24 protein-coding genes are annotated in these 25210 nt (G+C 71.7%); 18 read left to right on the forward strand and 6 right to left on the reverse strand.

All coding sequences use genetic code 11. From position 1 onward, the window contains the following. The first annotated feature begins 61 nt into the window (after positions 1–61). The 8 genes from QRX50_RS26335 to QRX50_RS26370 are packed head-to-tail and all read left to right on the forward strand — an operon-like array spanning position 62 to position 7585. Positions 62–1276 (forward strand): cytochrome P450, encoded by a 1215-nt coding sequence (locus tag QRX50_RS26335; RefSeq protein ID WP_285965846.1) that lies wholly within the window; start codon positions 62–64, stop codon positions 1274–1276. Positions 1277–1288: 12 nt separating this feature from the next. Then, a complete protein-coding gene (locus QRX50_RS26340; RefSeq protein ID WP_285965847.1) occupies positions 1289–1699 on the forward strand; it encodes a nuclear transport factor 2 family protein in 411 nt (136 codons plus the stop codon). A gap of 31 nt (positions 1700–1730) precedes the next feature. Further along, a complete protein-coding gene (locus tag QRX50_RS26345) occupies positions 1731–3296 on the forward strand; it encodes a class I adenylate-forming enzyme family protein (protein WP_285965848.1) in 1566 nt (521 codons plus the stop codon). Further along, positions 3293–3745 (forward strand): VOC family protein, encoded by a 453-nt coding sequence (locus QRX50_RS26350; protein WP_285965849.1) that lies wholly within the window; start codon positions 3293–3295, stop codon positions 3743–3745. Before QRX50_RS26345 ends, QRX50_RS26350 begins: the two co-directional genes overlap by 4 nt. Before the next feature lie 22 nt (positions 3746–3767). Then, complete coding sequence (locus tag QRX50_RS26355; protein ID WP_285965850.1) at positions 3768–5120, forward strand: phytoene desaturase family protein; 1353 nt, start codon at positions 3768–3770, stop codon at positions 5118–5120. A gap of 48 nt (positions 5121–5168) precedes the next feature. Further along, complete coding sequence (locus QRX50_RS26360) at positions 5169–6002, forward strand: mycofactocin-coupled SDR family oxidoreductase (RefSeq protein WP_285965851.1); 834 nt, start codon at positions 5169–5171, stop codon at positions 6000–6002. Then, on the forward strand, positions 5999–6760 hold the full coding sequence (locus QRX50_RS26365) for an SDR family NAD(P)-dependent oxidoreductase (protein WP_285965852.1): 762 nt from the start codon (positions 5999–6001) through the stop codon (positions 6758–6760). The genes QRX50_RS26360 and QRX50_RS26365 overlap by 4 nt, the downstream gene beginning before the upstream one ends. Before the next feature lie 24 nt (positions 6761–6784). Continuing rightward, entirely contained in the window at positions 6785–7585 is an 801-nt protein-coding gene (locus QRX50_RS26370) for an SDR family NAD(P)-dependent oxidoreductase (protein WP_285965853.1), read from the forward strand. A gap of 9 nt (positions 7586–7594) precedes the next feature. On the opposite strand, the gene QRX50_RS26375 is transcribed toward QRX50_RS26370, so the two are convergent. After that, complete coding sequence (locus tag QRX50_RS26375) at positions 7595–9346, reverse strand: acetyl/propionyl/methylcrotonyl-CoA carboxylase subunit alpha (RefSeq protein ID WP_285965854.1); 1752 nt, start codon at positions 9344–9346, stop codon at positions 7595–7597. A 159-nt stretch (positions 9347–9505) separates the two neighbouring features. Here QRX50_RS26375 and QRX50_RS26380 point away from each other — a divergent pair, with 159 nt between their 5' ends. From QRX50_RS26380 to QRX50_RS26410, 7 genes are all read left to right on the forward strand, one after another. After that, entirely contained in the window at positions 9506–11086 is a 1581-nt protein-coding gene (locus tag QRX50_RS26380; RefSeq protein WP_285965855.1) for an acyl-CoA carboxylase subunit beta, read from the forward strand. After that, positions 11083–11892, forward strand: a complete 810-nt coding sequence (locus QRX50_RS26385) for an enoyl-CoA hydratase/isomerase family protein (RefSeq protein ID WP_285965856.1) — start codon at positions 11083–11085, stop codon at positions 11890–11892. Before QRX50_RS26380 ends, QRX50_RS26385 begins: the two co-directional genes overlap by 4 nt. After that, positions 11892–12710 (forward strand): nuclear transport factor 2 family protein, encoded by an 819-nt coding sequence (locus QRX50_RS26390; RefSeq protein ID WP_285965857.1) that lies wholly within the window; start codon positions 11892–11894, stop codon positions 12708–12710. The genes QRX50_RS26385 and QRX50_RS26390 overlap by 1 nt, the downstream gene beginning before the upstream one ends. A 10-nt stretch (positions 12711–12720) precedes the next feature. After that, on the forward strand, positions 12721–13974 hold the full coding sequence (locus QRX50_RS26395) for a cytochrome P450 (protein ID WP_285965858.1): 1254 nt from the start codon (positions 12721–12723) through the stop codon (positions 13972–13974). Beyond that, positions 13971–14165 (forward strand): ferredoxin, encoded by a 195-nt coding sequence (locus tag QRX50_RS26400; RefSeq protein WP_285965859.1) that lies wholly within the window; start codon positions 13971–13973, stop codon positions 14163–14165. The genes QRX50_RS26395 and QRX50_RS26400 overlap by 4 nt, the downstream gene beginning before the upstream one ends. Next, positions 14162–16078, forward strand: a complete 1917-nt coding sequence (locus tag QRX50_RS26405; protein WP_285965860.1) for an oxidoreductase — start codon at positions 14162–14164, stop codon at positions 16076–16078. Before QRX50_RS26400 ends, QRX50_RS26405 begins: the two co-directional genes overlap by 4 nt. Positions 16079–16230: 152 nt before the next feature. Next, positions 16231–16923, forward strand: coding sequence for a TetR/AcrR family transcriptional regulator (locus tag QRX50_RS26410; RefSeq protein WP_285965861.1), 693 nt, complete (start codon positions 16231–16233; stop codon positions 16921–16923). Between the two features lie 42 nt (positions 16924–16965). Here the strand turns inward: QRX50_RS26410 and QRX50_RS26415 are convergent, their stop codons facing one another. From QRX50_RS26415 to QRX50_RS26425, 3 genes are all read right to left on the reverse strand, one after another. After that, the gene (locus tag QRX50_RS26415) at positions 16966–17766 is read right to left on the reverse strand and encodes an alpha/beta fold hydrolase (RefSeq protein ID WP_285965862.1); all 801 of its coding nucleotides are present in this window, start codon (positions 17764–17766) and stop codon (positions 16966–16968) included. A 90-nt stretch (positions 17767–17856) separates the two neighbouring features. After that, positions 17857–19005 carry an acyl-CoA dehydrogenase family protein gene (locus QRX50_RS26420; protein WP_285965863.1) on the reverse strand — a complete coding sequence of 383 codons (1149 nt, stop codon included), beginning with the start codon at positions 19003–19005 and terminating at the stop codon, positions 17857–17859. A gap of 252 nt (positions 19006–19257) precedes the next feature. After that, entirely contained in the window at positions 19258–19992 is a 735-nt protein-coding gene (locus QRX50_RS26425; protein ID WP_285965864.1) for a LysM peptidoglycan-binding domain-containing protein, read from the reverse strand. A gap of 442 nt (positions 19993–20434) precedes the next feature. Between QRX50_RS26425 and QRX50_RS26430 the strand changes: the two genes are divergently transcribed. Next, on the forward strand, positions 20435–21040 hold the full coding sequence (locus QRX50_RS26430; RefSeq protein ID WP_285965865.1) for a nitroreductase family protein: 606 nt from the start codon (positions 20435–20437) through the stop codon (positions 21038–21040). Between the two features lie 4 nt (positions 21041–21044). Here the strand turns inward: QRX50_RS26430 and QRX50_RS26435 are convergent, their stop codons facing one another. Beyond that, positions 21045–21773, reverse strand: coding sequence for an SDR family NAD(P)-dependent oxidoreductase (locus QRX50_RS26435; protein ID WP_285965866.1), 729 nt, complete (start codon positions 21771–21773; stop codon positions 21045–21047). Positions 21774–21852: 79 nt separating this feature from the next. Between QRX50_RS26435 and QRX50_RS26440 the strand changes: the two genes are divergently transcribed. Both QRX50_RS26440 and QRX50_RS26445 read left to right on the forward strand, forming a co-directional pair. Further along, complete coding sequence (locus tag QRX50_RS26440; RefSeq protein WP_285965867.1) at positions 21853–22551, forward strand: TetR/AcrR family transcriptional regulator; 699 nt, start codon at positions 21853–21855, stop codon at positions 22549–22551. Positions 22552–22694: 143 nt separating this feature from the next. After that, positions 22695–24185 (forward strand): glycosyltransferase family 39 protein, encoded by a 1491-nt coding sequence (locus QRX50_RS26445; protein ID WP_285965868.1) that lies wholly within the window; start codon positions 22695–22697, stop codon positions 24183–24185. A 113-nt stretch (positions 24186–24298) separates the two neighbouring features. On the opposite strand, the gene QRX50_RS26450 is transcribed toward QRX50_RS26445, so the two are convergent. Beyond that, positions 24299–25168 (reverse strand): LysR family transcriptional regulator, encoded by an 870-nt coding sequence (locus QRX50_RS26450; protein ID WP_285965869.1) that lies wholly within the window; start codon positions 25166–25168, stop codon positions 24299–24301. Between the last annotated feature and the right edge of the window lie 42 nt (positions 25169–25210).

The raw sequence follows: 25210 nt of genomic DNA on the forward strand, positions 1-25210 counted from the left end.
GCTAATCTCACCGCTACCAAACGGCCGTTAGTCAGTGACGATGACGTCATGGAGGACGCCGATGTCCGTAGCCGCCACCGCTGGACCCGACATCCTGTCCGAGGAGTTCGCCGCGGATCCCTACCGCGCGTACCGGGTGATGCGCGAGCAGCACCCGCTCATCTGGCACGAAGCCACGCAGAGCTACGTGATCAGCCGGTACGCGGACGTCGAGCGCGCCTTCAAGGACCCGGTGTTCACCAGTCACAACTACGACTGGCAGCTCGAGCCCGTGCACGGCCGCACCATCCTGCAGATGGACGGACGCGAGCACTCCACGCACCGGAACCTGGTCGCGCCGGCCTTCCGCGGCCGGGACCTGATGGCGAAGTTCCTGCCCGTCATCGAGCAGAACTCGCGCGATCTCGTCGACGCGTTCCGCCGCGACGGGCGCGTCGACCTCGTCGACCAGTACGCGACGCGGTTCCCGATCAACGTGATCGTGGACATGCTCGGCCTGCCCAAGTCCGACCACGAGCACTTCCACCGCTGGTACAGCTCGATCATGGCGTTCCTGTCGAACCTCTCAGGCGACGAGCAGGTGATGGCCGACGGGATCCGCACCAAGGAGGAGTTCGAGGCCTACCTGCTGCCGATCATCCGCGAGCGGCGCGAAAGCCCGGGCGAGGACCTGCTTTCCACGCTGTGCTCGGCCGAGATCGACGGCGTGCGGATGACCGACGAGGAGATCAAGGCCTTCTGCAGCCTGCTGCTGACCGCGGGCGGGGAGACGACCGACAAGGCGATCGCCAGCCTGATGCGCAACCTCGTCGCGAACCCGGACCAGCTCGAAGCGGTCCGCGCCGACCACTCGCTGATCGCGGCCGCGTTCGCGGAGACCCTGCGGTTTTCTCCGCCGGTGCACATGATCATGCGCCAGCCGGCCGAAGACGTGGAGCTCTCGGGCGGGGTAGTCGAAGCCGGCAAGACCGTGACGTGCCTGATCGGCGCGGCGAACCGCGACCCGGCCAAGTACGCCGATCCCGACTCGTTCAACCTCCTGCGCACCGACCTCGACCTCGGCCGGGCCTACACCGCCGGCGCCAACCACACGGCGTTCTGCCTGGGCCGGCATTTCTGCGTCGGCGCGATGCTGGCCAAGACCGAGCTCGACACCGGAATCGCGCACCTGCTCGACGCCATGCGCGACATCCGCTTCGACGGCGCGGCGCCGCCGGAGCACGGCGTGTTCACCCGCGCTCCCAGTTCGCTGCTGCTGACCTTCACGCCCGCCTGAGGAGGCACCCGCATGACCGCACGCGCCGAGATCGAAAACGTCCTGGGCAAGGCTTCGTGGGGCTACGACGAGAACGACGTCGACCTGATCGCCGACCAGTTCACCGAAACGGCCACGATGACCATGCAGATCGGCCGCGAAGGCGACACGATCGGGCCGTTCGAGGGCCGCGAGGCGATCCGCAAGCTGCACGCCGACTCGCTGGTCGCCCAAACCGACCAGCGCCGGCACAACCTCTCGAACCTGGTGCTCACCAAGGAAACCCCGGACAGTGCGGCGACGACCGCGAACCTCACCCTGCTCTCGATCGAGAACGGCGCGGCGCGGGTGCTCTCCAGCGGCTGGTACCGCGACGAGCTGGTGAAGCAGGGGGACCGCTGGCTGATCGCGACCCGGCACATCTACCTCGACCTGCCCTACTGATCCCCGCACCGGCACCTACCAGAGGACACCCATGGTCAACATCGGACGGATCCCGGAGAAGTGGGCGGCGCTCACGCCCAGCCGGGACGCGATCGTCGACGCCCCGAGCGGCCGGCGGATGGACTGGAGAACGCTCGACGAACGCGTCCGCAGGCTCGCCAACGGGCTGGCGGGCGAAGGCGGGCTGGGTCTGTCCAAAGGGGACAGGGTCGCGATCCTGGCGAAGAACTCCATCGAGTACCAGGAGCTGTACTACGCCGCCGGCCGCGCCGGGCTCGTCACCCAGCCGTTGAACTGGCGGCTCGGCGCGGGCGAGCTGACCCGGATCGTCGCCGACGCGGCACCCAAAGCGGTGATCGCCTCCGACGAGTGGCTCGACACCGCGAAGCAGCTGCAGGCCGCGGTCGACGTGCCGAACTGGCTGCAGTTCGGGGAATCCGGCGATGGCAGCTACGAAGACCTGCTGGCGCGCAGCAGCACCGACGAGCCGGTGCAGTCGTCGTCGGTCGGTGACGCCGACCCGTTTTTCATCCTCTACACCGGTGGCACCACCGGCGAGTCGAAGGGCGCGCTGCACAGCCACACGAGCGTGTCTTTCGGGATGCTCAACCAGACCGTCGCCGAACGCATCGTCGCGACCGACGTCTACATGCTGACCGGGCAGATGTACCACATCCCGGTGGTGCTCTCGATGAACTACCACCGCCACGGCTGCCCGCTGGTGCTGATGAACTTCGAGGCGCGCACGGCGCTGGAGCTCATCCAGGAGGAGCGCGTCTCGGCGTTCCTCGGCATCACCACGATGCTCAACTGGATGATGGCCGTGCCGGGCTTCTCCTCCTACGACATCTCGGCGCTGCGCAACATCCAGTACGGCGGCGGGCCGATGCCCTCGTCGGTGGTGAAGGCCGCGCTGGACCAGTTCCCCTGCACGCTGATCCAGGGGTACGGGCAGACCGAGGGCACCACGATGTGCTTCCTGTCGCAGGAAGACCACCTCGACGCCGTGCGTGGCACCCACCCGGAACGGCTGATGTCCTGCGGGCGCGAGGGTTTCGTCACGCAGGTCCGCGTCGTCGACCCGGACGGGCGCGAGGTGCCCAAGGACGGCCGGACCGCGGGCGAGATCATCGTGCGGTCCGAGGCCAACATGCTGGGCTACCTCAACCGGCCCGACCTCACCGAGAACACGATCCGCGACGGCTGGGTGTGGACCGGTGACATCGCCACCTGGGACGCCGAGTCCTACGTGTTCATCGTCGACCGCGCGAAGGACATGATCATCTCCGGCGGCGAGAACATCTACTCGATCCAGGTCGAGGAGGCGGTGAACAAGCATCCGTCGGTGCTGGAGTGCGCGGTGATCGGCGTGCCCGACGATGAGTGGGGCGAAGCGGTGAAGGCGTTCGTGGTGCTCAAACCCGAGACGACGGCCACCGAGGCCGACATCATCGCCACGGCGAAACAGCACCTCGCCTCCTACCAGAAGCCCCGGTCCGTCGAGTTCGTCGACGCCCTGCCCAAGGCGCCCACCGGGAAGATCCTCAAGCGCGACCTGCGCCGCGCGTACTGGGCGGACCGCGGCCGGTCGGTGTGACGGCGGGACTGCACCACCTCGGCGTGCGCGTGGCGGAGCTGGAGCGGGCCGTGGCCTTCTACCGCGAGCTCGGCGCTGAACCGCTGGCACGGGAGTTCACGCTCGACCCCGCTGCGGCAGCGCTGGCGATGAACACCGACCGCGAGGTGCGCGTCGCGCTGCTCGGGTTCCCGGACGGCAGCGGGATCGAGCTGTTCGAGTTCGGCGAGCCGGCGCCGCAGTGGTGCGCTCCGCCGGAGCCGGCGGCGCGGTTGCCGCACCTGGGCATCCGGGTCGACGACGTCGACGCCGCGTTGGCCCGGGCCGAGGCGGCCGGCGGGCAGCGGCTGTGGAACCGGCCGAAGCAGTGGGGTCCGGTGCGCGTGGTCTACCTGCGCGATCCGGACGGGACGGTGCTCGAACTGCTCGACGCGCCGCTGCGGGCGGTCGCCGACGTGGTCGCCCCGTGAACGACCGGCAGGAGGAGGTTTCTTGTCCTACGACGTGATCGTGCTCGGTGCCGGCGTGTCCGGCCTGGTCACGGCGTCACTGCTGGCCGAACGGGGCCAACGCGTGCTGCTGCTGGAAAAGCACGCGTACCTCGGCGGGCGGGCGCGCGAGTACCGGTACCAGGGGCACCAGCTCGGCCTCGGCAGCCACCTCGTCGAGGATCCCGGCGACTCGCTGACACGGGTGTGCGCGCTGACGGGGCTCGACCTCGTGCACTCCGAGCGCAGCGACTCGATGCCGTTCTGGACCAACGGCCGGGGCTGGGCGCCGATCCAGGAGCAGTACGCGGGCAGCGCGAAGCAGGGCCTCAAGCGGTGCATCCAGGCGCTGAACGAGACGTCGTACGAGGAGCTGGAGAACTGGAACCACGCTTCGCTGCGGGAGTGGATGGCGCAGTACACCTCCGATGAAGGTGTGTACACGGTGTGGGAAGCCATCTCCGTGCTGGAGCAGATCACCTTGCGGCCGTGGGAACACTCGGCCTCGGAAAACCTCTACACGCGCAAGCTGCACTACTCGACGCGGCGTACCGCCGGCTACTCGTTCTGGCCGATGGACGGCTGGGATGCGTTGTGGCACAACATGGTGTCGGCGTTCGAGGCCCACGGTGGTGAGCTCCGGCTGTCCGCACCGGTCCGCCGGGTCGACGTGCGCGACGGCGCCGTGCGCGGGGTGACGCTGCGCGACGGCGAGGAGATCGAGGCGCCTCAGGTGGTCGTGTCCGCGCCGGTGTGGGACCTGCTGCGGCTGTTCGACGACGACGTGCTGCCGTGGGACCTCGCGGCGCGCATCCGGATGCTGGCCGCGAACCGCAACCGCGCCTGCTGGATCGGCTACTGGATCGCCGCGAAGGAGCCGGTGATCGCGATGACCGAGCGCGAGATGGCGTCGTTCCTGTCCACGCCCCGGTGCGGTCTGCCCGGCTTCACCCTCAACTTCACCGGGTACGACGGCGGGGTCTCGCCCGCCGGGGAGTACCTGACGTGCGTCGGCGCCTCGTTCGACGCGACGACCCACTACGGCGACCGGGCCTGGCTCGACCGGAAGTTCGCCGAGCTGTGGGAGGACATCGAGGAGATGCTGCCCGCGGCGCGCGGGGCACTGTGGACGAAGCCGCACGTCGTCACCAGCTACGGCGTGATCACCAAACCGGGACTGGTCGGCCCGGTCCGGCCCGACGCGATGGTCCGCGGCGTCGAGGGCCTGTGGCTGACCGGTGACACGACACGCGCCCGCGGTATCGGGATCGACAAGGCCGCGCGCTCGGGTATCACCGCGGCCGAGGCCGTGCTCGGGCAGCGGCTCGAGGCGTTCGCCGGAACGCTGCGCTACTGACGGAAGTCTTTGAACGGCAACGGGTTTCTTCGACTGAAGGAGGCGGACATGGCGGGACGGGTCGCGGGAAAGGTCGCGTTCATCACGGGCGCGGCACGTGGGCAGGGCCGCGCACACGCGGTGCGGCTCGCGGAGGAGGGCGCCGACATCATCGCGATCGACGCGTGCGCGGCGGTCGAGACGGTGGACAAGTATCCGCCGGCCACCGAGGAGGACCTGGCCGAGACCACCGCGCTGGTCGAGAAGGCCGGTGGGCAGATCGTGGCGAGCAAGGCCGACGTCCGCGACGCCAAAGGCCTGCAGGTGGCTCTCGACGAGGGTGTCGAGCGGTTCGGCGGGCTGGATATCGTCGTGGCCAACGCCGGCATCGCGACCTACGGCATGTCCTGGGAGCTCACCGAGGACATGTGGCAGGACATGCTCGACGTCAACCTCACCGGGGTCTGGCACACGGCGAAGGCCGCGGTGCCGCACCTGATGCGCCGCGGCGGCGGGTCGATGGTGTTCACCAGCTCGATCGGCGGGCTCAAGGGCATCATGCAGGTCGGGCACTACGTGGCGGCCAAGCACGGGATGGTCGGGCTGATGCGCACGATGGCCAACGAGCTCGCCGGGCACCGCATCCGCGTCAACACCGTGCACCCGACCAATGTGGACACCCACATGATCCAGAACCCCGGCACATGGGGGATGTTCGCCCCCGACGACCCGGCGCCGACGCGCGAGGCGGCGATGCCGGGCTTCCTGTCGCTCAACGCGCTCGAGGTGCCGTGGGTCGACCCGATCGACATCGCCAACGCGGTGCTGTTCCTCTCCAGCGACGAGGCTCGGTACGTGACCGGGGTGGCGCTGCCCGTCGACGCAGGGGCCACGATCAAATGAGGATCGAAGGTTCCGTCGGCCTGGTCACCGGTGGGGCGTCGGGGCTCGGCGCCGGCACCGCGCGGCGGCTGGTCGCGGGCGGTGGCCGGGTGGGCATTCTCGACCTGGCGAGCTCGGCCGGCGCCGAGCTCGCGGCCGAGCTGGGTGAAGCCGCGCTGTTCGTGCCGACCGACGTGGCGGACGAGGCTGCGGTCGAGAAGGCCGTCGGCGCGGTCGCGGAGCGGTTCGGGCGCATCGACGTGTGCGTGAACGCGGCCGGGATCAGCCCGGCCGCGCGGGTGCTCTCGCGCAAGGGCGAGCTGCACCCGCTCGATCTTTTCCGGCGCACGCTGGAGATCAACCTCGTGGGCGCGTTCGACGTGCTGCGCCACGCCGTCGCCGTGATGGCCCGCAACGAGCCGGGACCGGACGGCGAACGCGGGCTGATCGTCAACGTCTCGTCGGCCGCCGCGCTGGAAGGGCAGGCCGGGCAGGCGGCGTATTCGGCGTCGAAGGGCGGCCTGGTCGCGTTGACACTGCCGCTCGCGCGGGACCTCGCGATCTGGGGGATCCGTGTGATGACGGTGTGCCCGGGGATCATGGACACGGGCATGCTGGCCGGGGCCGACGAGAAACGCCGCGCCGCGCTGATGGACCTGCACGTGTTCCCGAAACGCCTGGGCCGCCCGGAAGACTTCGCCCGGCTTGTCACGAGCTTCATGGAAAACGAGCTGCTCAACGGCGAAGTGGTCCGGCTCGACGCCGCGACCCGCCTCTGACCCCCGATCGACGAGGAGTTTCCGATGTCCCGCAACGCCACGCCGCTGACGGGCCGTATCGCGCTGGTGACCGGCGGCTCGCGTGGCGTGGGCCGCGCGATCGCGACGCGGCTCGCGGCCGACGGCGCCGCCGTCGCGGTCAACTACCGGCGTGACGCGGGCGCGGCCGAGGAGGTCGTGGCGGGGATCGCGGCCGAGGGCGGGACCGCGGTCGCCTACCGGGCCTCGGTGGACGACGAGGCCGCCGTCGGCGCCATGGTGCAACGGATCCGCGCCGACCTCGGCCCCGTCGACCTGCTCGTGAGCAACGCCGGAACGGCGAGCCGCGGCACGCCGATCGCGGACACCGAGGAACAGGAGTACCTGCGGCTGCTGCGGGTCCACACGCTGGGGCCGCTCGCGTTGATCCGCGCCCTGCTGCCGGGGCTGCGCGCCGCGGCCCGGGGCGACGTGATCGTGATGTCGAGCGCGATCGTCGAGACCACGCCGGCGGGCGGCGCCGCGTACACGATGGCCAAGGCCGCGATGGAGACCGCCGCGCGCACCCTGGCCCACGAGGAACGGCCGCACGGCGTGCGCGTCAACATCGTCGCGCCCGGCCTGGTCGCGACCGACATGGGCGAGCGGCTCGTCGCGGCGTCCGGCGCGCCGGCGATCGCCGACCTCGACGCGCGCTACCCCTTCGGCCGCGTGGCGCGGCCCGAGGACGTGGCCGGCGTCGTGGCGTTCCTCGCTTCTGCCGACGCCGATTACCTGACAGCGCAACGCATCCTCGTCGACGGCGGCGGGCCGGATGTGCCGATCGTCGCCGTGCCGGGGCGGTGACCGCCGCGCTCAGCCGAGCGTGATCAGCGGAGCCCCGGCCGCGACGGACGTGCCGGGAGAGACGAGGACGGTCCCGACGACACCGCCGACGTCCGTGCGCACCTGCATCTCCATCTTCATCGCCTCCAGCACCGCGACGACGTCACCCGCGGCGACCTCCTGCCCGGGCTCGACCCGGACCGCCACGACCGTGGCGTCCATCGGCGCGGTGGGCGGCCCACCGGCGGTCGCGCCCGCGGTGCTGCCGGATTCGGTGTCGCGCGGCGGTCGTGCCGACACGGCGGCAACCCCAGGCCGCTGGGCGCGCCCGTAGACCGCGATCTCGACCGGTCCACGGTCCGTGGCGATCCGGACCAGCCTGGCGGGCACGGCGTTCGTCGCGCAGGCGTGTGGTGCAGGGGGCGCAGCCGGCGCTGCGGCCGGCACCCACTCTCGTTCGACGGATCCCGTGTCGTGCCTGCCTTCCGTGAACGACGCCGATGCGAGGATCGTGCGCAGGTACGGCGCGGTCGTCGGCGGACCCTCGACCCGCAGTTCGCCCAACGCGCCGACGAGCCGGCGTCGCGCGCTGTCGCGATCGGCACCGTGGGCGAGGACCTTGCCGAAGAGCGAGTCGTACATCGCCGGCACCGCGTCGCCGGTCTCGACGCCGAAGTCGTTGCGGATCCCCGGCCCCAGCGGCAACGCCAGGCCGGTCACGGTGCCCGGCGCCGGCCGGAAACCCGCCGACGGATCCTCGGCCGCGATGCGGGCCTGGATCGCGTGCCCGCGCACCACCACGTCGTCCTGCGTGAACGGCAGCGGCTCACCGAGCGCGACCCGCAGCTGCGCCGCGACGAGGTCGAGGCCGGTCACCAGCTCGGTCACGCCGTGCTCGACCTGCAGCCGCGTGTTCATCTCCAGGAAGAAGAACTCGCCGGTCTCCGGGAGCACGAGGAACTCGACCGTGCCCGCGCCGACGTAACCGACCTCGCGCGCCAGCGCCACGGCCGCCTCCCGCAGCGCGGTCCGCACCCGGTCCGGCAGGCCGAACGCCGGCGCCTCCTCGATGAGCTTCTGGTGCCGGCGCTGCACCGAGCAGTCCCGGTCGGCCAGGTGGACCACCGTGCCGTGCGCGTCGCCGAACACCTGCACCTCGACGTGGCGCACCGGCTGGAGGTAGCGCTCGAGGTGCACCTCCGACCGGCCGAACGCGGCACCCGCCTCCCGCGCGGCGGCGGCCATCGCCTCGGCCAGCCCGTCGGCCGACGTCACGACCCGCATGCCGCGCCCACCGCCGCCGAACGAAGCCTTGACCACCAAGGGAAACCCGATCCGGTCGGCCTCGGCCGCCGCTTGGTCGGTGGTGAGATCCGCGGTGCCGGGCGGCACCGGCACGCCGCACTTCCCGGCGACCGCACGCGCCGCGACCTTGTCGCCCATCCGCGCGATGACCGCCGCGGACGGCCCGACGAACATCAGCCCCGCCGCGGTGACGGCCTCGGCGAACCCGGCGTCCTCGCTGAGCAGGCCGTAACCGGGGTGCACGAGGCTCGCGCCGGCCGCTTTCGCCGCACCCAGCACCGCGTCGACGTCCAGGTAGGACGCTCGCGCCGGCGGCGGTCCGATCCGGAAGCCTTCGTCGGCCAGGCGGACGTGCAGCGCGCCGGCGTCGGCGTCGCTGTAGACGGCGGCGGCCCGCAGGCCGAGCTCGTGGCACGCGCGGATGATGCGCACCGCGATCTCGCCGCGGTTCGCCACCAGGACGGTCGCCTCTGGCATGTCGGTGTCCCTCACGTCCGTGGTGTCGCTGCACACCCGTCTTGGGGGTTCCGTCGCGGACGACGAGCACCCCGTGGAGAACTGTCTACCAACCAGTCGTCTGATAGTCTAGGGTCGGCTCCGGGGACGGACCACCCGATCCCGGCCAGGGGAGGTCCCGTGACGACGAGGAGCACCGTGCGCGACGACTCGGGTGACGACACCGCCGAACCGGCCGAGGTCACGATGGCCGACCGGCTCGCCGTCCTCCGCGAGAAGCAGGCGGCCGCCCACGCCAGCGGCGGCCCGGAAGGGCTGCGCCGGCACCGGGAATCCGGCCGGCTGCCCGTGCGTGAGCGGATCGAGCTGCTCGTCGACTCCGGCTCGTGGTTCGAGATCGGCGCGCTCGCGCTGCCGGAGCTGCGCCGGGAAAAGCCGATCCCCGGCGACGCCGTGGTGACCGGGTTCGGTCTGCTCGACGGCCGGCGCATCGGCGTGATCGGCATCGACTCCTCCGTGGTGGCCGGCACGACCGCCCCCATCAGCATGCGTAAGCAGGGCCGGCTCATCGAGCACGCGCAACGCCACGGGTTCCCTCTCGTCCTGCTGTGCGACGCCGACGGCGGCCGGATGCCGGACGTCTCCGGCTGGCGGTTTTCCGGTCTCCCCTTGGACTTCACCACGTTCCTCAAGCCGCCGCCCGGCGAGCCGGTGGTGCCGAGGGCCGCGGCCGTGCTCGGCCCGAGCTACGGCGACTCCGCGCTGCACGCCTCGACCGCGCACTTCGTGGTGATGGTGCGCAGCGGGTCGATCGCGCTCTCGGGCCCGTCGGTCGTGGAGCCGGCGATCGGCGAGAAGGTCACCGACACCGAGCTGGGCGGCCCGGCCGCCGCGACGGAAGCGGGCAACGCGCACCTCGTCGTGGAGACCGAGGCCGACGCGATGGACGCCATCGCCGCGTTCCTGTCCTACCTGCCGCAGAACTCGACGCTGACGCCGCCGCTCGCCCCGCCGCGGCCACCGGCTCGCGACCCGCGTGAGCTCGAGTCGATCGTGCCGCTGGGCCCGCGCTCGGGCTACGACATGCGCGACGTGTTCGCGTGCATCGCCGACGAAGCGAGCGTGCTGCCGTGGGCCGACGGCTGGGGGCCGGGCCTGCTGTGCGCTCTCGCGCGGATCGAAGGGCGGCCGGTCGGGCTCATCGGCAACCAGCCGATCGTGCGCGCCGGGGCGCTGGAGCCGCCGACGCTGGCGAAGGAGCGGACGTTCGTGAAGCTGTGCGACACGTTCGGCCTGCCGCTGGTGTTCCTGCACGACGTGCCCGGCCTGATGATCGGCACCCAGGCCGAGCGTGGCGGCATCCTGCACGGTTACGAAGGGCTCGTCTCCGCGATCGCCGAAGCCACCGTGCCGAAGGTCGGGGTGGTGCTGCGCAAGGCCTACGGCGGCGGGCACTTCGCGATGGGCGGGCGCCCGACGAAACCGGACTTCCTCTACGCGTGGCCGAGTGCGGAGCTGGGGTTCATGGCGCCCGAGACCGGCATCCGCACCATCCACCGGCGCCGGCTGGAACGCGTACTGGCCGAGGAAGGGCCGGAGGCGCACGCGGCACTCGTCGCCGAGCTGACCGAGGAGTGGATCAGCGAGGCCGAGCCGTGGGAGGCCGCCGCGCACCTATCGCTGGACGACGTCATCGAGCCCGCCCGCACGCGGGAGGTCATCGCGACGAGCATCGAGATCGCCTCGGGAGGATTTGCGTGAGCACCTGGAATCCCGCCGCGGCCCGCACCTTGCGGGTCGAGGTCGACGACACCGGCGACGGCTCGGGCGCGGTCGCGGTGCTCACCCTGGACACCCCGGGCAAGCTCAACGCGATGGGCCGCGACTTCTGGCCGGAGCTGCGGGAAGCGTTGGCCCACTTGGCCTCCGACGGCCGCACCCGAGCCGTGATCATCACCGGCGCCGGCGACAAGGCATTCTCGGCCGGCGGCGACATCGCGAGTTTCGCCGACCTGACCGACGTCGTGGCCAAGCGGGAGTTCCAGCAGGACTGCATGCGCACCTTCGCCGCGGTGGAGGAGTCGCCGCTGCCGATCGTCGCGGCCGTGAACGGGTTCGCGCTCGGCGGCGGGTGCGAACTGGCGCTGGCGTGCGACGTGGTGGTGGCCGCCGACACGGCGACGTTCGGGATGCCGGAGTGCGGCGTCGGGCTGGTGCCGGGGTTCGGGGTGCTGCGCGCGCCGTCGGTGATCGGGCGGCACTGGACGAAGCTCATGATGTTCGGCGGCGAGCGGGTCGACGCGGCCACGGCGTTGCGGATCGGCCTGGCGCAGAAGGTGGTTCCCGCGGCCGAGTTGATGACCGCCGCGCGCGAGCTCGCCGGGCGGTTCGCGGCGATGGCCCCGCTCGCCGTGGCCAGCGGCAAGAACCTGGTCAACCGCGGCGTCGACCGCGGCGAGTTCGACCATTCGACCGCCGCGCTCACCACCCTGCACGCCACCGCGGACGCCGCGGAGGGCGTCGCCGCCTTTCTCGGCAAGCGGCCGGCCAAGTTCGAGGGCCGCTGATGACCGGCCGCCCGGACCCGTTCGTGGCGCTGATGCGCCGCTACGTCAACGACTACACCAACCGCCACGACGTGTCCGTGTGCGCGGAGATCATGGAGCCCGGCTACGTCCTGCGCATGGGCCCGCACGAAGTCGCCGGGCGCGATGACGCGTACATCCCGGCGGCGCAGCGGCAGTTCGAGCAGTATCCCGGGCTGTGCCTGACGGTCCACTCGATCGTCACCGACGGCCGGAAACTGGCCCTGCGGTTCTCCGAACACGGCCGGCGCGCCCGCGACGGGCAGGTCGCCGTGTGGACGGGCATCGGGCTGTACCGCTGGAACGGCCGCCGGCTGGAGACGAACTTCGTGGAGCAGGACTACCTCTCCCGCCGCCGCCAGCTGGGCTCCGGGAACCCCGCGCCGGTCGACCCGCCCGCGCCTGCGCCGTGGGACACCGAAGCCGAGCCGGCGAACCCCGCCGCGGAATCCATGGTGCGGCAATGGATCTTGGCGGGCGGGGCCGTTCAGCTCCAGGACTCCCCGGCCGCGGTCCGCTTCGACGACGGCGACGCCGGGCCCGCCTTGCTCACCGACGTCACGTCGAGGATCGACGAGCTGTTCTCCGCGGGCGAGCACGTCGCCTTCCGGATCACCGCCACGGGCGCCTACGCCGGCGGGCTCGGTCCCGACGGCGGCGACGCGGCCGTCGGCACGCCCGCGACCCTGCACCTCGTCGGTCTGGTCTCCGTCACGGGCGGCCGGATCGGCGGCTGGATCGTCCGCGACCGGCTCGGGCTGGCCCGCGGCCTCGCGCAGCCGGCCGCCGCCGGCTCCTGAGAGGACACTCATGTCTGCCACCGAAAACCCCGCCGTCCCCGACGACCTGCTCGAACCGTCGGCGAGCGCCGACCCATACCCCGCGCTCCACGAGCTGCGCGCCGCGGACCCGGTGCACTGGAGCGAGAAGCACCGCGCGTGGCTGCTCACGCGCTACGACGACGTCTCGGCGGCGTTCCAGAACAAGGCGTTCTCCAGCGACCGCGTGCGGCCGCTGCTCGCCGCGCGCGCCGAGCGGCCCGACCAGCCGGAGGCGACGACCGCGGTGCTCGGGCTGATGGCGAGCTGGATGGTCGTCTCCGACCCGCCGGCGCACACCCGGCTGCGCAAGCTCGCCGCGGGCGCGTTCAAGGGCCAGGGGATCGCGCGGATGGACGGCATGATCACCCGGATCGTCGACGAGCACATCGACGGTTTCCTCCGCGGCTCCGGCGCCCAGGACCTGATCGAGCACATCGCGTATCCCTTGCCCACCACCGTGATCGCCACGATGCTCGGCGCGGCACCCGAGGATCGCGACCGGTTCCGCGAGTGGTCCGACGAGCTCGCGCTGGTCGCGTTCGGCGCCGGCGGCACCGCGCGGGCCGAACGCCACGAGCGGGCGTTGCGCGGCCTGCGCGAAATGGACTCCTACATCCGCGAGCTCATCGCGAAGCGCCGCACCGACCCGGGCGAGGACATGCTCTCGGCGCTCATGGCCCACGACGGCGACGCCGACCACCTCTCCGACGACGAGCTCGTGGCCATGTGCGCCCTGTTGCTGTTCGCGGGCCACGAAACCACGACCAACTCCATCGCCAACTCCCTGCTGGCGTTGCTGCGGCGGCCGGACCAGCTCGACCGGCTTCGTCGTGAGCCCGAGCTGATCGGGCCCGCGGTCGAGGAGCTGCTGCGGTTCGACGGGCCGATCAAGGTCCTGATCCGCTGGGTCGTCGCGGAGACCGCGGTCGGCGGCCGGACGATCTCGCCCGGCGAACGTGTCCACCTCGTACTCGCCGCCGCCAACCGCGACCCGGCGAAGTTCACCGACCCCGACTCCCTGGACCTCGGCCGCGCGCCGAACCCGCACCTGGCGTTCGGCAAAGGCATCCACGCCTGCATCGGCGCACAGCTCGCGCGGATGGAGACGAGGATCGCGGTGAGCCGGATCCTCGCCCGCCTGCCCGAACTGGCCCTCGCCGGCGATCCACAGTGGAAGCCGAGCCTGGCGTCGCGGGCCATGGAGACGCTCCCCGTAACGCACGGCGCCGGGAGGACCTCGTGAAGATCGGCCAGGTGCCCGACGTCTGCCAGGGCCACGCGCAGTGCTACATCATCGACCCGGACCTGTTCCCCCTCAACGACGACGGGTTCTCCGGCGTCGCCGCGGAACAGGAGGTGCCGCCGGGGGAGGAGGACACCACCGAGATGGGCGTCGAGGCGTGCCCGGTCGCGGCGCTGCGGATCCTCCCGTGAGCGCGCTGGACGTCCTGTTCACGTCGGTGCGGGTCGGCCGGCTGACGTTCGGCAACCGGCTCGTGATGGCGCCCATGGGCACGTGCCTGGACCAGGGCGGCTACATCACCGACGACACCGTGGCCTACTACCGGCGCCGCGCCGAGGGCGGCGTCGGCGCGATCACCGTCGAGGGCTGCCTGGTTTCCGCGGACACGGTCGGGCCCGAGCCGCGCCTGTGCGCGCCGGAGTGCGTGCCGGGGCTGCGGCGGATCGTCGAGGCGGTGCGCCCGCACGGAACCGTGGTGGGCGTGCAGCTCATGCACCCGGGCCGCCAGGTCGTGGCCGGCCCGTCCGTGGCACCGTCGCCGGTTCCGCTGAACTCGGCCGCGCCCACCCCGCACGAGCTGACCGAGCCCGAGATCGACCGGATCGTCGCCGACTACGCGCGGGCGGCGCGGTTCGCGGCCGAGGCGGGATTCGACTACCTGGAGGTGCACGGCGCCCACGGATACCTGCCGTCGAACTTCCTGTCGCCCCGGCACAACCTGCGCACCGACGGCTACGGCGGGACGCTCGAAAACCGCGCTCGGTTCTCGCTCGAGGTGGCGCGCGCGATCGTCGCGGCCGTGGACCTTCCGCTCGTCTGGCGGCTCAACGGCACCGACGCCGAGCCCGGCGGGTTCGACCTGGACTCGGCCGTCGCAGTGGCGAAACTGCTGCAGGATTCGGGTGTCGCGTCGATCTCCGTGTCCTCGGGCACCTGGCTGACGCTGCACGAGACGCTGGCGCCGATGGCGGTTCGGCGCGGCCACATGCGTCCGCTCGTCCAGGCCGTGCGCCAGGCCGTGTCCGTGCCGGTGATGGCCGTCGGCCGCCTCGACGACCCGGCGCTGGCCGCCGAGATCGTGGCCTCCGGCGACGCGGATCTGGTGCTGCTCGGGCGTGGACTGATCGCCGAACCGGACTGGCCGGATCTCGTGCGCGCCGGCCGGCTGGGTGAGGTGCGTCCGTGCATCGCGTGCAACGCCTGCGTGGACTTGGTCGGCCGCGGCGAGCGGGCGCGGTGCTCGGTGAACCCGGAGGTCGGGCGCGAGCTCACGTGGTCCGTCGAGGCGGCCGCGGCGCCGCGAAGCGTCATGGTGGTCGGCTCGGGGCCGTCCGGGCTGGAGGCCGCGCGGATCGCCCGGCTGCGCGGGCACCGCGTGTCCGTGTGGGAGGCCGACGACGCGCTCGGCGGCAAGCTGTCCGTGGCGGGCGCGGCGCCGAGCAAGCGGGAAGTGCTGCGGTTCCGGGATTTCCAGGCTCGCCGGCTGGCCGAGCTGGGGGTCGAGATCCGCACGTCGTCGCCGGTCTCCGCGGGGACGGTGGCCGAGGAATGCCCGGACGTCGTGGTCGTGGCGACGGGCGCGGTTCCGTTGGTGCCGCCCGTGCCCGGCATCGACGGGCCGGACGTGCACGACGCGCAACGGCTGCTGCGCGGGGAAATCGCGGTGGCGCCCGGGACCCGCCTGGTGGTCGTCGGCGGCAGCGCGACCGGGTGTGAGACCGCGGAGCTGATGCGGGCCCGCGGAGCCGAGGTGACGATCGTCGAGATGCGCGGCAGCATCGGCCGCGGCATCGAGGCGATCACGCGGCGGCAGCTGGTGAAACAGCTGCGCCACGACGGGGTCGGCATTCTGACGAAGGCCGTGGTCGTCGGGATCGAGCCGGGCTCCGTCCGCTGGCGCCCGGCCGACGATGACACTGCGGCCGAGGAGACCGTGCCGGCTGATCTCGTCGCGCTGGCCATCGGCTGGCGCGCGACGGGACCGCAAGTCGCCGCCGAGCTCGCGGCCGACGGCGTCGACGTCCGCATCCTCGGTGACGCCGAAACCCCGGCCGATTTCGTGCGCGCGATCAACGCCGGCGCCGACACGGGGCTCGCCGTCTGAGGGCCGGTCGCTCGCCGACGGTAGCGTGATCGCCACGCGCCGGGCCCTCGGCCGGTGGTTGACTAATCGGTCGTTTGGTAGATTGATGGTTTCGAAGGTCCGCTCGTGCCCAGTGCGCCCGGCGGCGAAGCTCACGAATGAGGGTGGTCCGGGTGCGGCAGCCGGCGGGCAGGGCGGAGAGGCGCGGCGGTGGTTCGCGCAAACCCCGTGAGGAACGGTGGGCGGAGCTGTTCGCGGTCGCCACCGAGGTCTTCTACGAAAAGGGCTACGAAGGCGCTTCGCTGCAGCACATCGCCGACCGGCTGGGGCTGCTCAAGGGCAGCCTCTACTACTACATCCACTCGAAGGAAGACCTGCTCTTCGAGGTCATGAGCGAGGTCCACCGCCAGGGCCTGGCCAACATCGTCGAACTGGCGAGCCGGCCGGGCGACCCGTTGCAGCGGCTGCGCAACGTGGTGATCGGGCACGTCGACCACATGTGCAGCAACCTCACCGGGACCACCGTGTTCCTGCACGAGATGGCGGCGCTGCCGGAGGAACGGCAGGCCGAGATCCTCGGCGGCGAGCACGCGTACCGCTCGGTGTTCCTCGACCTGGTCCAGAAGGGCAAGGCCGAAGGCCTGGTGCGCGCCGACATCGACCCCAAGCTGGCGAGCCTGTCGATCCTCGGGTCGGTGAACTGGGTGTACCGCTGGTTCCGGCCCGGGGGCGAGTTCACGCCGAAGCAGATCGGCGAGCACTTCGCGGATCTGATCGTCCACAGCCTCGCGGCCGACGGCGTGCTGCCGGCCGCGAAGCCCGCCAAACCCAAGCGGGGCAAGAAAACCACGGCGCCGGAAAGCTGACTCGCCGCGAGCCGGGTGGTCCCGGCCCGCAGCGGGGGAGTGTCAGGCGTCGAGGAACTTCCGCAGCACCGCGTCGAACTGGTCGGGCTGCTCCAGAAACGGGCAGTGCGCGGCCTTCTCGATGATCTCCAGCCGGGATCCGGTGATGTGCTCGTGCAGGTAGGGCGCGTTGCCCGCCGGCACCGCGACGTCGTCGGCGCCGGTGACGACCAGCGTCGGGACCTTGATGAGCGCCAGCACGTCGCGGTAGTCCTGGATGATGAAGTCCCACGACGCCAGCGCCATCGCCGCCTGATCGCAGCGGCGCATCTCGGCCAGCGTGGCCTCGCGGTCCTCGGGCGAAAGCGCTGCGGCGAAGAACGCCGGCAGCAGGCTTTCCGCCGCGGCGCCGAAGTCGCTGCCGACCAGCCCGACCCAGCCCAGCAGGCCTTCGAGGTCGGCGAAACCCAGGTCCCAGCCCTCGGACTTGAGCAGTTTCGGGCTCGCACCGACCAGTGTCAGCGTGCGCAGGCGGTCCGTGCCGAACAGCTCGACGTACTGCAATGCCGTGGACCCGCCGCCGGACCAGGCCATCAGGTGCACCGGTTCGTCGCCCGTCCACGCCACGACCTCGGCGAGATCCGCCGCCAGCCGCGCGGTCCGCTGGCCGCGGGTGGTCTTGTCCGACTCGCCCTGCCCGCGCGGGTCGTAGGACACGACCCGGAAGGAATCCGTGAGCGTCTCGAACTGCTTGCGGAACCACCACGTCGAGACGCCCCAGCCCGGCAGGAGCAGCAGGGTGGGGCCGGCTCCTTCGTCGCGGACGTGCAGCCGGGTGTCGTCACGCATCGTCAGGTCGGGCATCGTTGCCTCACTCGAATCTACCGGTCGTTTGGTGGCCGAGCGTAACAGCGGGCGGGGCCACAGCCAAGCCGGACGCGTCGCCCGCTCGGGTCAGAAGCCCAGCGAGCGGCCGATGATCTCTTTCATGACCTCGGTGGTGCCCGCGTAGATGGTCTGGATCCGGCTGTCGGTCCAGGCCCGGGCGATGGGGTACTCGGCCATGTAGCCGTAGCCGCCGTGCAGCTGCACCCCGCGGTCGACGACGCGCTGGCACAGCTCGGTGGTCCACCACTTCGCCTGCGCCGCCTCGACGGCGTCCAGCTCGCCACGGCTGTGGGCGAGCAGCAGCCGGTCGACGTAGGACTGCGCGATCTCGGTCTCGGTTTTCATCTCGGCCAGCACGAACCGGTTGTGCTGGAACGAACCGATGGGGCTGCCGAACGCCTCGCGGCTCTTCGCGTACTCCGCGCACAGCTCGTAGGCCCGGCGTGCCTGCGCGGTGGCCTGCACGGCGACGGCGAGGCGCTCCTGGCTGAGGTGGTTCATCATCAGGTAGAAGCCGCGGCCCTCCTCGCCGAGAAGGTTGGCCGCCGGCACGCGGACGTCGTCGAAGAACAGCTCGGCCGTGTCGGCCGCGTGCTGCCCGACCTTGGCCAGCTTCGCGCCGCGGCGGAAGCCCGCGCGGTCGGCCTCGACGACCAGCAGCGAGATGCCCTTGCGGCCCGCCGCGGGGTCGGTTTTCACCGCGGTGATGACGAGGTCGGCGTTGAGGGCGTTGGTGATGAAGGTCTTGGTGCCGTTGACGACGTAGTGCTCGCCGTCGCGCACGGCCCGCGTGGTGATCGCGGCGACGTCGGAACCCGCGCCGGGTTCGGTCATCGCCAGCGCGAGAATGGCCTCGCCGGCGACCACGCCGGGCAGCCAGCGGGCGGCTTGCTCGGGGGTGCAGTGGTCCACGAGGTAGGGCAACGCGATGTCGGCCTGCAGGGACAAGCCGAGCCCCGCGCCCAAGACATCCGCGGCGCCCAGCTCCTCGTTGAGGATGGCGTTGAAGCGGAAGTCCGCGTTGCCGCCTCCGCCGTGCTCCTCGGGTGCGGAGATGCCGAGCAGCCCGACTTTCCCGGCGGCGCGGAACAGCTCGCGGTCGACGCGGCCGGCGGCTTCCCACCGTTCGCGGTGCGGAACCACCTCGGTCGCCACGAACCGCCGGACGCTGTCCCGGTACGCCTCGTGCTCGGCGTCGTACACCGCGCGCTGCACCGCCCCACCCCGCTTCTATCGGCTGGGGCGAAACTACCTGACGTCTGTTTGGTGAGTAAAGCCGTGAGCTGCCGGCGGGGACGAGCGGGGTAGGCGGGCCGGTGTTCCCACAACGAGAGCCCGCTTACCCCGCGCGCCTTCCGCCGCGAACTCGCCGAAGGTGCCCGAGCGCACCCGCGGCGGGGGATCCGCGGTGGCTCGCCGTCCGCGTCCGCGGCGCCCGGGGGAAAGCGGCGCGGATGCGGACGGGGGTCACTTCGTGGCGATCTTCTGCCCGACCAGGATCAGGTCGGCATTGGGGACGTACGCCGAGTTCAGCTGCTGCAGGTGCTGCCAGCCACCGGTGATGCCGATGCGCGCGGCGATGCCCGACAGGGTGTCGCCCGCGACGACGGTGTAGTCGCCGTTCGGGTTCGACCGCGTCGCGCCGGCCGTGGGCGTGCTCGTGACCTGCGGCTTGACCTGCTGCTTGACCTGCGGCTTCGCCTTGGCCTTGAGCTTGGTCTTCGCCTCGGGCTTGGCCGCCTTGGCCTTGCTGTGGCTCTTGGCGGCGCCGCTGTCGGCGGACCCGGTGTTCAGCTGGCCCGAGAACGAGCCGAAGCCGGCCGGGCCGGAGCCCGTGCTGCACTCCCACGGCGCCGAACCCGACTTGGCGTAGATCCGGTCCGCGACGACCTGCTGCTGGGCGGGGGAGGCCTTGTCCGCGGTCGGGGCGAACTGGCCGCCACCGTTCGCGAGCCAGGTCTTGGTCACGATCTGGAACAGTCCGGCCGGGCGTCCGGCGCGCTGGCCGGCCGCGGTGTTGTTGACCGCGGTCGGGTTGCCGGAGCTCTCGCACTTGACCAGTCCGGCCTGCCCGGGGAAGGCGTTGGCCGGGCCGGCGCCGACGAGGCTGATGCCGCCGAGCGTGGCGCCCGCGAGAGCCGCGGTCGCGCCGGTGCGTTTCAGGACGGTTTTGGTGTGGCTCGGTTTGCTGTGTCGCCCCACGGGGGTGGGCTCCTTCTTTTTCACACCGCACGCCCGGCTCCGCGCCCGGGGAGGGGCGGCGTCTGCCGGAGTCTCGCGGTGGCTTCCGGCCGCTGATCCTCGGGGGTGGATCGCAGGTCACCGCGAAAGCACGAGCAGGTTAAGAACAAGCAACGACATGTGTACAGAGTCCGTGGGAAGCGACACAGATCATCTGGTGGCGTAGTGACGGCGCGACGGTGCGTCAGGTCAAGTCGGCGTAAGTCGGAAAGTAGATCTTGGCTCAACCGCAGGGAAATCCTTGCGGTGAAGCCTCGGTTCGGCGCGGAACCGGTCACGGCGAAAAATTTCCCACCCGGCGATCAGTTCGCCAGTCGGCACTAGTTTTCGCGGTCCGCGCGTCACGGTTCGACAGTTCGCGAAACCCCAGCGCGCGCGGTGGATCTTGCGCCATGCTGATCGCATGGAGTTCTCCGAGGTTCTGCGCCACCGGCGGATGGTCCGGGCCTACCGGCCCGATCCCGTGCCCGAAGACGTCCTGCGCCGCCTGGTGCGCGTGGTCCGCCGCGCGCCGAGTGCCGGTTTCAGCCAGGGGCACCGGCTCGCGGTGATCACGGCACGAGACGTCCGCGCCCGGATCGCCGAAATCGCCGAGCAGCCCTACCTCGCCCTCGGCCTCCCGGCGTGGATCTCCGAGGCACCCGTGCACATCGCCGTCGGGATTCGCGAGGCGTCCTACCACGAGCGCTACCAGGAAGCCGACAAAACCGACGAAGACGGCGCCGAAGGTGAATGGACCGTCCCGTACTGGTGGTTCGACAGCGGCGCGCTGCTGTCGCTGCTGCAGCTCGCCGCCACCGACGAGGGCCTCGCCACGGGCTTCTTCGGCCCCGGCGAGCGAGACCAGTTCGCGGCGGTCCACGCCCTCACCGGCTTCCCCGAAGACGTCGCGCTGACGGGAGTCCTGACGCTCGGCTACTCGGCCGAAGATCCGGCCGCGCCGCCGAGCGGCAGTGCGGGAAAGCGCCGGAAGCTGCCGCTGGACGAGCTGATCACCTGGCGGACCTGAGCCGTCAGGTCAGGTTCAGGCCGCCGTCGACGGTCAGCACGGCGCCGGTCGTGTACGGGCTGTTCAGCAGGCTCAGCACGGCGGCCGCCGCGTCTTCGGGCGCGCCCAGCCGGCCCAGCGGAGCCCGCTCGTCCACCGCGTCGCGCAGGTCGGTCCAATCGTGGGTGAGCGGGGTGTCGATGTAGCCGGGGGCGATCGCGTTGACGCGGATTTCCGGCGCCAGCGCGACCGCGAGCAGCTTGGTCAGATGGATCAGCCCGGCTTTGCTGACCGCGTAGGGGATCGAGCTGCCGCTCACGGTGAGCCCGGCCACCGACGCCACGTTGACGATCGCGCCGCGAGTGGCGCGCAACGCGGGCGCGGCGGCGCGCGAGAGGTGCCACGGACCGAGCAGGTTGACGCCGAGAACCCGGTGCCACCACTCGTCCGGCACGGCGTCGAGGTCCCGGTGCGGGATCTGGCGCGCGATGCCGGCGTTGTTCACGACCACGTCGAGCCGGCCCCATCGCTCGACGGCCGCGGCCACCAGCTTCGGCGCCACCTCGGGGTCGGAGATGTCGCCGTCGACGTACCCGGTGTCCGGAAGCTCCGCGACGAGCGCTTCGCCCGCCTCGGGTTTGCCGAAGTCGTGCACCACGACGCGGTGCCCCTGCCCGGCCAGCGCGCGGCACACGGCGGCGCCGATCCCCCCGGCCGCGCCGGTCACCAGCGCGACCGGGCTCTTCGTCGTCACGTGCCGGCCCTCCTTCGTTCTCGTCCATAGTAGTGCGCCGTCTATTGACTGACTTGGTCAGTCAATCAATACTGGGCTCGTGCGAGGGAGAGTGCCGGCACGGCCGGTGGGGGAGATCGCCGAGGCAGCGGCCCGGGTGTTCATGGCCAAGGGCTACCAGGCGGCCGGGGTGTCCGACGTGTCCGCGGCCCTCGGCCTGAGCCACGGCGCGGTCTATACCTACGCCAAGAGCAAGGAAGCGTTGCTGTACCTGGCTTTGCTGCGCCTGATCCGGCCGGAAGCCCTGGAAGACTTGACCACCCCGGTCCCCACGCCGACGCCGGAGGAGATCGTCGCGCTGATCGACGGCTGGGCCGCCGACGACAGCGGCCTCTCCGCGCTGGCCGCGTCCGCCGGCCGCCGGCAGCGACCCGTCGCCGACGAACTCGGTGCGATCGTCGACGAGCTCTACGGCTTCATCGAACGCAACCGCCACCTGCTCGCCCTCGTCGAACGATGCGCGGCCGACCTGCCCGAGCTCGCGCAGTACTACTTCGTCCAACGGCGCCGGGGCATGCTCGACACCCTCGCCGACTACCTCACCCGGCGCATCCGCTCCGGCGCGCTGGACCCCGTCCCCGACGTCCCGGCCGCGGCGCGCTTCATCGTCGAAACCATCGCGTGGTTCGCCTGGCACCGCCTCGGCGACCCCGACTCCACCCGCCTCGACGACGACGCCTGCCGGGCCACCGTGCGCCATCTCGTACTGGCCGCGTTCGTGCCCCGTCCCTCGTCCTGACCGGAAGGCGAGAAGCCATGCACGACAAGGGAAAGCTCGAAACGGACAGACCGGCCGGCCACGTCTGCCGGGCCAAGGTTCGCCCTGTGGCGCCGGCCGCGTTCGTAATCCCGTCCCCTGTCCTGTCCGGAAGGCGAGAAGGCATGCACGACACGGGAAAACTCGAAACCGACAGACCGGCCGGCCGAGCCGAACGGCTGGCGTGGCGCCCGCTACTGGCGGTGGTCGCCGTGGCCGGTGCGGTGCATCTGGCGGTGGCGGCGCGCTTCGGCTGGCACCGTGACGAGTTCTACTACGTCGTCGCCGGTCGGCACCTCGCGTGGGGCTACCCCGACCAGCCGCCGCTGACGCCGCTGCTGGCGCGGCTGGCCGCCGATCTGCCCGGCGGGGTCCTGCCCCTGCGGCTGCTGGCGATCGCCGCGCAGCTGGGCTGCGTCCTGCTCGCCGCCAAGCTGGCGGCCGAGTTCGGCGGTCGCGCGCGGGCCCAGACGATCACGGCGGCGACGATCGCGGCGTGTCCCGTGTTCGTCGCGGGCTCGACGTTGTTCGGCACGACGGTGACGGACCAGCTGGCCTGGGCCGCGGTGCTCGTCACGGTGGCGCGGGCGCTGCGGTCGGGCACCGTTCGCGCGTGGCTCCTCGCCGGCGCGGTGGCCGGGATCGGGCTGGAGAACAAGTTCACCGTCGGCGTGCTGCTGCTCGGCGTTGTCGTGGGGCTTGCCCTGTTCCGGCGCAGCGTGCTGCGGACGCCAGGACCGTGGCTGGCCGGTGCGCTGGCCGCGGTGCTCCTCGCGCCCAACGTGGTGTGGAACGCGCAGCACAGCTGGGCGCAGTTCCGCATGGCCGGCGTGCTCTCGGCCGAGCAGGGCGGGCCGCTCGGGGCGCTGCCGAACGTGCCGCTGCTGCTGTTGGTGCTCGCCGGTCCGCCGCTGATCGCCCTGTGGGTCTCCGGCGTGCGGTGGCTGGCCGAGGAGCGTGCTCACCGGTGGGTGCTCGTCGTCGCGGTGACCGCCCTGGTCGTGTTCACCGCGGGCGGCGGCAAGAGCTACTACGCGGCGCCGGCCTTGCTCGGGCTGTTCGCCGCCGGCGGGGTGTGGGCCGAAACCCGGGCCGCCCTCACCCCACGGCGATGGCGGATCGCGATCGCCCTCTCGGCGGTGTTCGCGGTGCTGATCGGCCTGCCGGTGCTGCCGGTGAGCGCGGAACGCGTGTTCGCCTCGGTCAACCCGCAGCTGGTGGAGACCTACGGCTGGCCCGACTTCGTCCACCAGGTCACCGCCGTCGCCGACACCCTGCCGCCCGGCTCCAGCGTCTTCACCAGCAACTACGGCGAAGCCGGCGCCCTGACCCTCCTCGGCCCCGACGCGGGCCTGAGGCTGCCGGTTTCCAGTGCCCACAACGGTTATCTCCTGTGGGGCCCGCCCGCCGGCACCCCGGACACCGTGCTGTGCGTGGGGGAGTGGGGCCCGGACTACCTGCGCCGCTTCTGGTCCGACGTCCGCGAGATCGCACCCATCACCACGCCCGGCGGCGTTGCGAACGAAGAAACCACGAACCACGCGGCGATCTACCTGTGCCACCGACCCCACGGGACCTGGGCGCAGCTGTGGCCAGGGCTCAGCCATCTCGACTAAGTACTCGCGGCACCGCTCCGGCAGCGCAGACGCGCACTCCGTCCGCTCGGCCCGCCCGGTGCGGCCCAGGCTCACCACGTGCTTCTCCACCGTGCGGGGCGAGATGTGCAGGCTCACCGCGGCCGTACCTGGTCCAGAAACGCTTGCGCCGCAGGGGAAGGGTTGAACGAGCTCCACGCCAGGTACTCGATGCGGCTCGGGCCGTCGCTCACCGGAATCGTGCGCAGGTCCGCGTCGCCTGCGAGGACGAAGGGTGAGAGCAGGCTGACAGCGAGGTTGTGCCGGACGAGGTCGAGGATGAGAGTGGGGCTCATGGCCTCGAACGCGACCTCGCGGTGGACGCCGGCGGCCTGGAAGGCGCGGTCGGAGGGGGCCCGGCCGGGGGTGCCGGCGGGGAAATCGACGAAGGTCTCGTCTGCCAGGTCAGCCAGTTTCAGCCGTCGGCGGTCCGCGAGGCGGTGGGTCGCGGACACGACAGCGACGAGGCGTTCGCGCGCGAGCTCGCGGGTGGCCACTCCCTTCGCCGACGTGGGCTCGGGCAGGCCGAGGACAGCGACGTCGACGCTGCCCTCGGCGGTGGCCGCGATGAACTCGTCGCTGCCGCCGCTGTGGAGCCTGATGCGCACGGCCGGGTGCGCCCGGCGGTAATCGCCGAGTGCGGCGGGCAGATCGAGGCCGGTGACGGTCGGGATCACGCCGAGGGTGAGGGTGCCGCGGACCTGCCCGGTCGCGGCGGCGGCGTCCGCGACAGCGCGGTCCGCGGCTTCCAGACTCATGCGCGCGGCTGAGAGGAACGCCTCGCCCGCGGCGGTGAGGTCGACGCGGCGGCTCGTGCGCGCGAACAGCGTGAGGCCGAGCTCGGTCTCGAGGGCCTTGATCTGGTGGCTGAGCGCGGACTGCACGACGAAACAGCGTTCGGCGGCACGGGTGAAGCTGCACTCCTCGGCCACCGCGACGACGTAGCGCATCTGCTGAAGCTCCATGCACCGATTATTGCCGCTCATCGCTGCCATGACATCCATGTG

Source organism: Amycolatopsis sp. 2-15 (assembly GCF_030285625.1).
GTDB classification, from domain to species: Bacteria; Actinomycetota; Actinomycetes; order Mycobacteriales; family Pseudonocardiaceae; genus Amycolatopsis; species Amycolatopsis carbonis.